Annotated in this window: 9 protein-coding genes; 7 read left to right on the forward strand and 2 right to left on the reverse strand. The window is 69.2% G+C overall.

All coding sequences use genetic code 11. The features are described 5' to 3' along the window. The first annotated feature begins 44 nt into the window (after window positions 1-44). Entirely contained in the window at window positions 45-1,925 is a 1,881-nt protein-coding gene (locus IFT63_RS04090; protein WP_192083313.1) for a formylglycine-generating enzyme family protein, read from the forward strand. 71 nt (window positions 1,926-1,996) lie between these two features. Next, the gene (locus tag IFT63_RS04095) at window positions 1,997-2,899 is read left to right on the forward strand and encodes a M48 family metallopeptidase (RefSeq protein ID WP_192084125.1); all 903 of its coding nucleotides are present in this window, start codon (window positions 1,997-1,999) and stop codon (window positions 2,897-2,899) included. Between the two features lie 22 nt (window positions 2,900-2,921). Here the strand turns inward: IFT63_RS04095 and xseA are convergent, their stop codons facing one another. After that, entirely contained in the window at window positions 2,922-4,265 is a 1,344-nt protein-coding gene (gene xseA, locus IFT63_RS04100; protein WP_192083314.1) for an exodeoxyribonuclease VII large subunit, read from the reverse strand. Between the two features lie 59 nt (window positions 4,266-4,324). Beyond that, on the reverse strand, window positions 4,325-5,407 hold the full coding sequence (gene queG, locus IFT63_RS04105) for a tRNA epoxyqueuosine(34) reductase QueG (RefSeq protein WP_192083315.1): 1,083 nt from the start codon (window positions 5,405-5,407) through the stop codon (window positions 4,325-4,327). Window positions 5,408-5,430: 23 nt separating this feature from the next. Between queG and IFT63_RS04110 the strand changes: the two genes are divergently transcribed. From IFT63_RS04110 to IFT63_RS04130, 5 genes are all read left to right on the forward strand, one after another. Continuing rightward, window positions 5,431-6,918 (forward strand): NAD(P)H-hydrate dehydratase, encoded by a 1,488-nt coding sequence (locus IFT63_RS04110; protein ID WP_192083316.1) that lies wholly within the window; start codon window positions 5,431-5,433, stop codon window positions 6,916-6,918. Further along, window positions 6,911-7,399 carry a tRNA (adenosine(37)-N6)-threonylcarbamoyltransferase complex ATPase subunit type 1 TsaE gene (gene tsaE, locus IFT63_RS04115; protein WP_192083317.1) on the forward strand — a complete coding sequence of 163 codons (489 nt, stop codon included), beginning with the start codon at window positions 6,911-6,913 and terminating at the stop codon, window positions 7,397-7,399. The genes IFT63_RS04110 and tsaE overlap by 8 nt, the downstream gene beginning before the upstream one ends. A gap of 75 nt (window positions 7,400-7,474) precedes the next feature. Continuing rightward, window positions 7,475-9,088, forward strand: coding sequence for an N-acetylmuramoyl-L-alanine amidase (locus IFT63_RS04120; RefSeq protein WP_192083318.1), 1,614 nt, complete (start codon window positions 7,475-7,477; stop codon window positions 9,086-9,088). Window positions 9,089-9,315: 227 nt separating this feature from the next. Continuing rightward, entirely contained in the window at window positions 9,316-11,160 is a 1,845-nt protein-coding gene (mutL, locus tag IFT63_RS04125) for a DNA mismatch repair endonuclease MutL (RefSeq protein WP_192083319.1), read from the forward strand. Window positions 11,161-11,171: 11 nt separating this feature from the next. Next, window positions 11,172-12,116 (forward strand): DUF1684 domain-containing protein, encoded by a 945-nt coding sequence (locus IFT63_RS04130; protein WP_192084126.1) that lies wholly within the window; start codon window positions 11,172-11,174, stop codon window positions 12,114-12,116. Window positions 12,117-12,136: the final 20 nt, after the last annotated feature.

Here is a 12,136-nt window from a genome sequence, read left to right on the forward strand (position 1 = left end):
ATAGCCTAACGTCGGCCCGCACCCCCGGCCTGAAGGAGTTGGTTTTGCGTCTGCTGCGCCCGTACCTGCTGTTGCCCGCCCTGTGCCTGCTGGGGGTGACCGGCTGCGGTGAGCCGTCGCCGGCGCCACGCGCGCCCGCTGCCACATCGGCCGAATCGACGCCGCGCGCGCGCGATGCCCAGGCCGGCGGCGAAGCCACGGTGACCATCGGCGGCCAGGACGAAGCCGAAACAGTGCAGCGCTGGACGCCGCCGCCGGTGGCCATCGACCCCGACAAGCGGGCCGAGGCGCGCCGCCGCGCCGAGCAGGCCCAGCGTGACGGCCAGTTGTTCGAAACCAGCGAGTCGGCCATTCCGCTGTGGCTGGCCCTGCTGGAGCAGGATCCGCAGGATCGCCGTGCCCGTGATGGCCTGCAGCGGGCGCAGCGCCAGCTGCTGGTGCAGGCCAAGGCGTTGCTGGCGCAACCGCAGCAGCAGCGCATGGCACTGGCCGAAGCGGCCCAGATCGCACTGGTGTTGCTGACCATTGCCCCGGACAACGAGCAGGCGCGTGTATTGCAGCGGCAGGTGGAAGTGGCCCAGCGCACGGTAGCGTTCAACCGTGCCGGCGAAGACGACCTGCGCGCCGGGCGGATCGGCGAGGATGGCGACGGCGCGCTGGTCAACTTCCGCGAAGCGCTCGCCCTGGATCCCGACAACGTGCGTGCGCGACAGGGCCTGGCAGCAGCGGAAAGTGGGCTGATCGGGCGGGCCGAGATTGCCGCACGGGCCGGGGATTTCGCCGCCGCCGGCACTTGGCTGGCCGAAGCCAGCAAGGTGCGCGATGCCGCGACGACCATCGCCGATGCCTTCGAGCGGATCGAGGCGATCCGTGCAGCCACCCTGGCCAGCCTGCGTGCGCAGGGACTGCGGGATCTGGCCACCCCGCAGGGTCTGAAAGCGGCCGGCGAGAAGCTGGAGCAGGCCATGCGCATCGCCCTGCCGGGCAATGCCGACGTGGCGCTGTTGCGCGAGCGCATCGAGCTGGCCACGCACTACGGCAGCTTCCGCCCCGGCCAGGTGTTCAGTGATCCGCTGCGCGATGGTGGACGCGGACCCCGGATGAAAGTGGTGCCGCATGGTGGCTTCCAGATGGGCGCCGGGCTGCACGAACCCGGTGCCAGCGACGCCGAGCGACCGTCCCACTACGTGCGCTTCGAGCGCGGCTTCGCGATGGCCATGACCGAGGTGACCGTGGCCGATTTCGCCCGTTTCGTGAAGGCCGCCAATGCCCGCCCGCGGGCTACCCGGCGAGGCCATTCCATCGTCTATGACGAGCGCAGCGGCAACTTCATCCGCCGCAGCGGGGTCGACTGGCAATCGGACTATGACGGCGGCCGTGCGCTGGCCAACCAGCCGGTGATGCATGTCAGCGTGCGTGACGCCGAAGCCTATGCGAACTGGTTGTCCGAACAGACCGGACGCTCTTACCGCCTGCCGAGCGAGGCCGAGTTCGAATACGCGGCGCGCGCGGGGGCGTCGGGCCGTTATCCGTGGGGCGATGCCGGGGTGCCGCCGCCGGACTCGGGCAACTTCACCGGCAGCCTTGACGTTTCGCCCACCGGGCGGCGCTGGGCCAACGCCTTCATCGGCTATGGCGACGGCTACTGGGGCGCCGCGCCGGTGGGTATGTTCAAGCCCAATGCCTGGGGCCTGCATGACATGGGCGGCAATCTCAGTGAATGGGTCGCCGACTGCTGGCACGCGAGCTATCGGCGTGCGCCATCCGATGGCGCGGCCTGGTTCAATCCGGGCTGCCGCGCGCGGGTGATCCGCGGCGGCAACTGGGCCAATGCCCCCGAACAGACCCGCGCGGCGTGGCGGCAATCGCAGGATTCGGACACCACCAGCGGGCGGATCGGCTTCCGGCTGGTGCGCGGCATCTGAGCTGCACGCCATCTGGGCTAGGATGAGCCGTTACCCGCCGGCCCCGGCGGGCCTGGCCAGGACGCATGTCGATGCGCAACGATCCGTTCTCCCGTTCTTCGCAGCAGGGCCCTCGCCGCGGCGGCCTGTTCGGCAATGTCCGTTGGCTGGTGCTGCTGGCCTTCGCTGGCTACGCCGCGTTCTACTGGTTTTCCAACCGGTCGGTGGATCCGTACACCGGCGAGTCGGTGCTGATCGACAGCACCCTGGACGTGGACCAGGAAAAGGCGCTGGGCCTGCAGGCCTACCAGGAGATCCTGGCGCAGGAGCGGCCGCTGGACCCGAATGCGCAGGTATCGCGCGACGTGCGTGAGATCGCCCAGCGGCTGATTGCCAAGGTCGACGTGGTGGAAACCGCGCTGGCTGAAGAACATGGGCTGAAGCCTGGACACTTCTCGCGCGGGTTCGATTGGGAAGTCAACGTGATCCAGTCCGACCAGGCCAATGCGTTCTGCCTGCCGGGTGGCAAGATGGCGGTGTACACCGGGCTGGTGCCCGTGGCGCAGACGCGCGATGCGATGGCCGTGGTAATGGGGCATGAAATCGCCCATGCGTTGTTGCGCCATGGTGCGCAGCGCATGGCCCAGCAGAAGCTGACCCAGATCGGCCAGATGGCCGGCGCGGCCAGTGGCATGGACCCGCAACAGCAGCAGATGGTGATGGCGGCGATGGGCTACGGCTACCTGCTGCCGTATGCACGCGGGCATGAAACGCAGGCCGATGAAGTGGGCCTGATGCTGGCCGCGGCGGCGTGTTTTGATCCGCGCGAGGCGGTGCCGCTGTGGGAGCGCATGGGCCAGGCCAGCGGCGGGCAGTCGCAGCCGGAGTTCTCTTCAACCCACCCCAATCCAGGCACGCGCATCCAGAACCTGCAGGCGTTGATGCCCAAGGCGCTGGAATACCGCCAGCGGTTCTGCGAACAGGCGCGGCAGTAGGGCGGAGGACCGCCAGCGGCCGTCAGGACCGGGTGCGGGTGACCTGCAGGTCGATGACCCCATCGCCGACCTTGGCCTGCACGGCATCGCCGGGCTGGACCTGGCTCACGCTGCGGACCAGCTGGCCATCGTCGGTGCGGGTCAGGATGCTGTAGCCACGGGCCACCGTCGCCAGCGGGCTGACCGCTTCCATGGAACGGGCCAGTCCACGCAGCCGCAGCGCGTCGTTCTGCAGTTGGCGCTGCATTGCGGCCTGCGGGCGTCCGCGCAGGGCCAGCAGGCGGCGCCGCAGGCCTTCCAGCTGGCGCTGCGGATGGAACCCGCGCAGCACCGCCGCCGCATGCCGCAGGCGCGCCGTACGTTGCTGCCCCTGCTGCTGGCGTACCGCCTGCAGGCGCCGGCCGAGGTCGGCATGGCGCCGTTGCAGCAGCTGCAGCCGGGCCTGTGGGCTGCAGGCATTGAGCCGCAGCAGCAGGCGGTCCGCGCGCTGCATCGCCTGGCCCAGCGCATGCCGGTGCAGCTGCTGCAGGCGCGCTGCGTCACGGCGCAGGCGGCGAGCTAGGTCCTGCTGGTCGGGCACCAGCAGTTCGGCGGCCACCGACGGGGTCGGCGCGCGCAGGTCTGCTGCGAAATCAGTGAGGCTGAAGTCGGTTTCGTGACCCACCGCAGACACCACCGGCGTGCGGCTGCCGGCCACCGCACGGGTGAGTGCTTCATCGTTGAACGCCCACAGGTCTTCCAGCGAGCCGCCACCGCGGGTCAGCAGGATCACGTCGTAGCGGCCGCTGGCGTCAGCGGCCTGCAGCAGGCGGGTGATCTGCGGCGCCGCCGAATCGCCCTGTACCAGCGACGGCAGCAGGTCGACTTCCAGCAGCGGGAAGCGCCGGGCGAGCACGCTCAATACGTCTCGCACCGCCGCACCGGTAGGCGAGGTGATCACCGCCAGGCGCTGGACGTGGGCGGGCAGCGGGCGCTTTCGTGCCGGGTCGAACAGGCCTTCGGCTTCCAGCCGTGCCTTCAGCTCCTCGAAGGCGCGGCGCAGTGCCCCTTCGCCGGCTTCTTCCATATGGTCGATCACCATCTGGTATTCGCCACGTGCGTCGTACAGCGTGACCCGGCCGCGCACCAGCACGCGCATCCCTTCGCGGGGCACGAAGCGCAGCGTGGACGCCTTCATCCGGAACATCGCCGCGCGCAGCTGTGCGCGTGCGTCCTTCAGGGTGAAGTACATATGGCCCGACGAGGGACGCGCCACGCTGCCCAGTTCGGCCTCCACCCAGATGGCCGGGAAACTGCCTTCCAGCAGGTCACGCGCCAGCGTGTTGAGCTGGCTGGGGGTGAGGACATCGATGCTGCGCTGCTGCATGGGCACTCAACGGGTCTTTCTGGATCAGGCCACCATGGTCGCACGTCGGACGCGAGCGATCACGCCGCGCCGTGCTGCCCCAGCGCCCATTGCACGTGTTCGCGCACCAGCGCCGAATCGTGCGTGCTGCGGGTAAACAGCGCCTCTACCACCTGCGGTGAGGTCGGTGCGTTGCCCAGCGCCACGGCGATGTTGCGCAGCCAGCGCTCATGGCCACTGCGGCGGATCGGGCTGCCTTCGGTGCGCTGCAGGAACTCCGCTTCGTCCCAGCTGAACAACTCGTCCAGGCGCGCGCGGTCCAGGTTGTTGCGGGCGCGGAAATCGGCTTCGTCGGTGCGCTTTGCAAACTTGTTCCAGGGGCATACCAGCTGGCAGTCATCGCAGCCGTAGATGCGGTTGCCGATCAGCGCACGCATCGGCTCGGGGATGGCACCGTCGTGTTCGATGGTCAGGTAGGAAATGCAGCGCCGCGCATCCAGCCGCTGTGGGGCGATGATGGCCTGGGTGGGGCACACCTCGATGCAGCGGGTGCAGGTGCCGCAGTGCGCGCTGGCAGGCTGGTCGATCGGCAATGGCAGGTCTATGTAGATCTCGCCAAGGAAAAACCAGGAGCCGCCGTGGCGATCGATCAGGCAGGTGTGCTTGCCGATCCAGCCCAGGCCGGCATCGCGGCCGAGCGCGCGTTCCAGCACCGGCGCGGAGTCGACGAACACGCGGAAACCCAATGGCGCCACTTCATCGCTGATCTGCGCGGCCAGCTTCTGCAGCCGGTTGCGCATCAGCTTGTGGTAATCGCGGCCCAGCGCGTAGCGTGCGACGTAGGCACGGCCCGGATCGGCCAGCGTGGCCCAGGCTTCGGTGTCGTCCTTGTGGCTGTAGTCCATGCCCAGCGAGATAACCCGCACGGTGCCGGGCAGCAGTTCGGCCGGCCGCGCGCGCAGCGTGCCGTGCCGCGCCATCCAGTCCATCGTGCCGTACAGGCCCTGGCTCAGCCAGTCGGCCAGGTGCGCCTCGTCTTCGGCCAGGTCCACCCCGGCGATGCCGCAGCGCTGGAAGCCATGCGCACGGGCCAGGGCACGGATGCGCTGGACGGCGAGTGCCGGATCCAGGCCGGCGGGCAGGGGGGGGGAATCGGGATGCATGCCCGCAAGTATAGAATCCCTGCATGCTGGACCCTTCCGCTCTGTTCGATTCCGCTGCCGCCCGTTCATTGGATGCGCGTGCTTCCGCGCTGGCCGGTGATGGCGGCTGGTCGTTGATGGCTGCCGCCGGCAAGGCCGCGTGGCAGTGCCTGCTGCAGCACTGGCCCGATGCCCGGCACATCGCGGTGATGGTGGGGGCGGGCAACAATGGCGGCGATGGCTGCGTGCTGGCCCTGCATGCGCTGCAGGCAGGGCGCCAGGTCAGCATCGTGACCCTGCCCGATAGCGCGCCGGGCACGGCGCTGTGTAAACGCGCTGCCGCCGAGCTGGAGCGCGCCGGCGGAAAGGGCACCGCATTCGATGGCCTGCTGCCCCGCGCCGATGTCGTGGTCGACGCGCTGTTCGGACTGGGCTTGCGGCAGGCGCCGCGCGCTTCGGCGCAGGCCGTCATCGAAGCGATCAACGCGCAGGCTGCGCCCGTGTTCGCGCTGGATGTGCCCAGTGGCATCGACGCCGACCGCGGCAGTGCGCCGGGTGTGGCGGTGCGCGCCACGCTGACGCTGCAGTTCATCGTGGCCCATCGCGGACTGCATACCGGCGAGGGACTGGAACATGCCGGCCAGTGCGAGCTGGCGACCTTGCCGGTGCCTGCGGATGCATGGGGCGGTGTGCACGCGCCCGCCGACTACTGGCAGCGCGACCGCCTGCCTGGATTGCTGCCGCCGCGTCGCCGCAACGCTCACAAAGGGACCTCCGGACACGTGCTGTGCGTGGGCGGCAACCATGGCAGCGGCGGTGCCTTGCTGATGACCGCGCACGCGGCGCTGCGGGCCGGTGCCGGTCTGGCCAGCCTGGCCACGCGCGCCGGACATATTGGCGCGGCGCTGGCACGGCTGCCCGAAGCGATGAGCCACGCGGTGGACTGCAACGCGGGCCTGCAGGCGCTGCTGCAGCGGGCCAGCGTCGTCGCCATCGGGCCGGGGCTGGGGCAGGACGACTGGGCGCAGGCACTATGGCGTGACGCCCGCGACAGCGGCAAGCCGCTGGTGGTGGACGCCGATGCGCTGAATCTGCTGGCGCGCGATCCGCAGGCCCTCCCGCAGGCGATCCTCACCCCCCATCCCGGCGAGGCCGCGCGGCTGCTGGAGACCACCACCGCTGCGGTGCAGGCCGACCGCTTCGCCGCGGCCACTGCACTGGCCGAGCGCTTCCATGCGGTAGTGGTGTTGAAGGGTGCCGGCAGCCTGGTGGCGGCGCCGGGCCGGCGTACCGCCGTGATCGGCGCGGGCAATCCCGGCATGGCGGTCGGCGGCATGGGCGACCTGCTCACGGGCATCATTGCCGCCCTGCGTGCGCAGGGCCTGGCGCCGTTCGAGGCCGCGGCCGGCGGCGCCCTGCTGCATGGGCTGGCCGGCGATGTCGCCGCTGCCGACGGCCAGCGCGGCCTGCTTCCCACCGACCTGCTGGCGCCGTTGCGCCGGCTCTGCAATCCGGATCCTGTCCATGCTTGAACTGCATCTCCCCACTCCCGAGCACACCGACCTGCTGGGCCAGGCACTGGCGGCGACCCGCCCGTCGCAGGCCTTGCTTGAACTGCAGGGTGACCTCGGCGCGGGCAAATCGACCACCGCACGCGCGCTGTTGCGGGCGCTGGGCGTGACCGGTGCCATCCGCAGCCCCACTTACACGCTGGTGGAGCGCTATCCGCTGGCCGATGGCAGCGAGGCCTGGCACATGGACCTGTACCGGATCGGGGGCGCGGCCGAACTGGACTTCCTGGGCCTGGACGAAGGCACCGCCTCGCTGTGGCTGGTGGAATGGCCGGAGCGCGGGGCAGGCGCATTGCCGCCGACGGATCTGCGGCTCGAGCTGGAGATGGCAGGCACGGGCCGACGCGCCAATCTCATTCCGTTGAGCGATTCAGGTGAAGCCTGGGTGAAGCAACTGTCTGAAGGAAGCGAGTTAGCTTCGCTTTCTGTATATCGACCATAACAAACTCATGAAAGTTACGGATTATTAAGGGAAAAGGTTTGCAATCTGTTCAGCGCAGTGATTGAATCCTGAGCCATGCGCTTTCCCTTTCGAACCCTTGCTCTCTGTGCTGCTGCCGGACTCGCCCTGGCGGGTGCCGACGCGTGGGCGGGTGAGATCAACCAGGTGCGCCTGGATACCGGTGCGACCGGCACCCGCGCCGAGATTTCGCTGGCCGGCTCTGGTGGCTACAAGACCATCGCGCTGTCCGGTCCGAACCGGCTGGTAGTGGATTTCCCGGACTCCTCCGCGGTGCGCGGACTGAAGCTGCCGGCCGCGCAGGGCGTGGTCACGGCGGTGCGTACCGGTCAGCCGGTGCCCGGCACCTTCCGCGTCGTGTTCGACCTTGCCGACAACGTGGCCCCGTTCAAGCCGCAGATGCAGCAGCAGGGCGGACAGTCCAGGCTGGTCATTGAATGGCCCGGCGATGCGCCGGCCACGGCAGCCCACGTGTCACCGCCTGCGAGCGCGGCGATCCCTGCGACAGCTACGGCAGCGGCCAGCCCGCCGCCGGCCACGGCGGTGAACGCCGCGCAGACCCGCAGCGATGCCGCCCGGGCCACGGCGCTGCTCACCGCACAAGTCCAGCAGCAGGCCACGGCTGTCGCCGTTGCGCCGGCCGCACCGGCAACGTTGCCCAGCACCACCACGGCCACCGTCGTCGGAACCGGCGCCGGTACCGACGCCGCCACGCCTTCGCCGGCCGCCATCCTGGCCGGCCAGCCGACCCAGACGCCGGTGCGTACCACCATCGCCGGCACCATGCCGACCCGTACCGGCGCTGCGGCCGCGCCTTCGGGCCCTACCTCGCAGCCGCCGGAAACCGCGCCGATCGCGCCGCGTCCGAGCATGCCCAGCGACGTGGCGCGGGTAAGCATGAAGCCGGGCATGCGTCCGCTGGTGGTGGCCATCGATCCCGGCCATGGCGGGCAGGATCCGGGTGCCGTGGGCCCCAGCGGCAAGCGTGAGAAAGACATCACCCTGGCCGTTGGACGCGAGCTTGCCCGCCAGGTCAATGCGATGCCGGGCCTGAAGGCGTACATGACGCGCGACAGCGACGTGTTCATTCCGCTGCCGATGCGCGCACAGAAAGCGCGTGCGGCGAAGGCGGACATCTTCATTTCGATCCACGCCGATGCCGCGGAAAACCGTGCTGCGCGAGGCTCCTCGGTCTACGTGCTGTCCACCAAGGGCGCTTCATCGCAGCGCGCCCGTTGGCTGGCGGACAAGGAAAACGCGGCCGACCTGATCGGTGGCGTCAGCCTGCAGCGCACCGAGGGTACGCTGGCCAACGTGCTGTTGGACCTGGCGCAGAGCGGCTACATGAAGGCCTCCGAAGATGCTGCCAGCCATGTGCTGGGCGGACTGAAACGGATCGGTAACAACCACAAGCCGAACATCGAACGCGCGAACTTCGCCGTGCTGCGCACCTCGGACATGCCGGCGATGCTGGTGGAAACCGCCTTCATCTCCAATCCGGATGAAGAGCGCCGCCTGATGGACCCGGCGTACCAGCGCAAGATCGCCGCTGCCGTGCTGGATGGCGTCAATGTGTTCTTTACCCGCCAGCCGCCCCCGGGAACCCTGTACGCCGCGCGTGCGCAGGCGGAGATGGAAGCGGCCAGCACCGTAGCCGGCGGCAGCAAGTAGTCCGAGGTAGCGCCGAGCCATGCTCGGCGAGCGCAGCGGCGAGGGGTGACGACCAACGGTCGTCACCCACCAGGGCGAAGATCACCCACTCGGGCAGAGGCTTACGGCCAGCGGCCGTCACTACCAGAGCGGGCAGCGCCACCCATCCGCTATCATCGGCGGATGAAGTCAGCCTCCGTTTCCTTCCCCATCCGCCCTGCGTTCCATGCCTGCAGACAGGTACGCGCATGAGCGCCACCATTCGTCCGCTGCCGGAGATCCTGATCAACCAGATCGCCGCCGGCGAAGTCGTCGAGCGGCCGGCGTCGGTGGTCAAGGAACTGGTCGAGAACGCGATCGATGCCGGCGCCACCCGCGTCGATATCGAACTGGAAGAAGGCGGCGTGCGCCTGATCCGGATCCGCGACAACGGCAGTGGCATCGCCGCCGAGCAGTTGCCGCTTGCGGTGTCCCGCCACGCCACCAGCAAGATCGCCAGCCTGGACGACCTCGAAGCGGTGGCCACGCTCGGTTTCCGCGGTGAAGCCTTGCCCTCCATCGCATCGGTCAGCCGCTTCACGCTCGCCTCGCGACGCGCGCAGGACGAACATGGCTCAGCGCTGCAGATCGAAGGCGGAAAGCTGGGCGAGGTGCTGCCGCGCGCGCATGCGCCGGGCACCACCGTGGAAGTCCGCGAACTGTTCTACAACGTGCCGGCGCGGCGCAAGTTCCTGCGCGCAGAGCGTACCGAACTGGGGCACATCGAAGAGTGGCTGCGCTCGTTGGCGCTGGCGCGCCCGGATGTGGAACTACGCGTTTCGCATAACGGCAAAGCCTCGCGCCGCTATAAACCCGGCGACCTCTACTCCGATGCGCGCCTGGGAGAAACGCTGGGCGAGGATTTCGCCAACCAGGCCGTGCGGGTGGACCACAGCGGTGCCGGACTGCGCCTGCACGGCTGGATCGCACAGCCGCACTATTCGCGCGCCAGCACCGATCAGCAGTACCTGTACGTCAACGGCCGCTCGGTGCGTGATCGCAGCGTGGCGCACGCAGTGAAGATGGCTTACGGCGACGTGTTGTTCCATGGCCGGCAGCCGGCGTATGTGCTGTTCCTGGAACTGGATCCGACGCGGGTGGATGTCAACGTGCACCCGGCCAAGCACGAGGTGCGCTTCCGCGACTCGCGCCTGGTGCATGACTTCGTCTACCGCACCCTGAAGGATGCACTGGCCGATACCCGCGCCGGCGTGGCCGCACATGAGATCGGCGCCGGTGTCGAAGCGCAGGCCCTTCCGCAGGCGACGACGCCATGGTCAAACGGCCAGCCCGGTGGCGGTGGTGGCGGCTACGGTAACTGGGGCGCGCAGCAATCGCCGCTGGGCCTGCAGGTGGCCGATGCGCCGGCGGCTTACGCCGCGCTGTACGCCGGGCCTGCAGGCAGCCAGCAGTCGCTGCCGCCGGTGCCGTCCGAACGTGGGTTGCCGGTGACCAGCGCCGATGCCGGGGTGCCACCGTTGGGCTACGCGGTGGCACAGCTGCATGGCATCTACATCCTGGCCGAAAATGCCGAAGGCCTGATCGTGGTGGACATGCACGCCGCGCATGAGCGCATCGGCTACGAGCGGCTGAAGAATGCCCACGATGGCATCGGCCTGCATGCGCAGCCACTGCTGGTACCGATCACCCTGGCGGTGGGCGAACGTGAGGCCGACACCGCCGAACGCGAAGCGGAGACCTTGATCGCACTGGGCTTCGACGTGACCCGTGCCGGCCCCGGCGCACTGCATGTGCGCAGCATCCCGGCGCTGCTGGCCAACGCCGAACCGGAAGGCCTGCTGCGCGACGTGCTGGGCGACCTGCGCGAACACGGCCAGTCGCGGCGCGTGGCGACCGCGCGCGACGAACTGTTGTCCACCATGGCCTGCCACGGCGCGGTGCGCGCCAACCGGCGCTTGACGGTGCCTGAAATGAACGCGTTGCTGCGCGACATGGAAATCACCGAACGCTCCGGTCAGTGCAACCACGGACGCCCGACCTGGGCACGTTTTTCGCTGGCGGAGATCGACCGCTGGTTCCTGCGCGGACGGTGAGGGGGATGATCATGGGGAAGGGGTACAGCAGCGCCGGACTGATGCTGGCACTGGCACTGGCGATGAGCGGCTGTGGCGGCAAGGCGCCGGAAGCGGCGCCGGCCGTGCAGGAAGATCCGGCTTTCGCGCAGCAACAGCAGCAGTGGCGGATGCAGCGTTACCAGGACCTGACCGCGCCGGATGGCTGGACCACGCTGGTCGGCCTGCATTGGCTGGAGCACAAAGCGCATTACATCGGGCGTGGGCCGGGCAGTGGCATCCGCCTGGCGGTCGGGCCGGACAAGCTGGGCATGGTCAGCCGGCAGGGGCGGCGCTGGTCGTTCACTCCCGAACGCGGCGTGCCGCTGAGCGTGGACGGGGCGGCGGTGACCGGACCGATCGCGTTCAACAGCGACCACGACCCGCAGCCAACCCGCATTGCCTTTGATGACGGCAAGGGGCAGCTCAGCCTGCTGCAACGTGGACAGCGCTTTGCGTTGCGCATCAAGCATGCCGACGCCACCTCGCGCAGCGGGTTCACCGGGCTGGACTACTGGCCGGGAGGACCGCAGTGGCAAGTGCGCGCGCGCTTCCTGCCGCACCCGGCGGGCAAGACCCTGCCGATCGTGGACATCACCGGCCTGACCACGCCGATGCCCAACGCCGGTGTCGTCGAGTTCCAGCAGGACGGCACGACCTACCGGATCGAGGCCATCGCCGAACCCGGTGAGCCGTTGTTCCTGATCTTCGCCGACCGCACCAGCGGCCACGGCAGCTACCCGGCCGGACGCTACCTGGACACCGACGCGCCCGGCGCGGACGGCCATGTGCTGGTGGATTTCAACCACGCCTACAATCCTCCCTGCGCGTTCACTCCGTTCGCGACCTGCCCGCTTTCACCGCCGGAAAACCGGCTGGACCTGCGCATCGAGGCCGGTGAACGCGCCTACCACCCACCCAAGGAAAGTGCGCCATGAAGCGTTCCGTCACCCGCTGG

Origin of the sequence: Stenotrophomonas sp. CFBP 13724, assembly GCF_014841975.1 — a bacterium.
Lineage (GTDB): Bacteria > Pseudomonadota > Gammaproteobacteria > Xanthomonadales > Xanthomonadaceae > Stenotrophomonas > Stenotrophomonas lacuserhaii.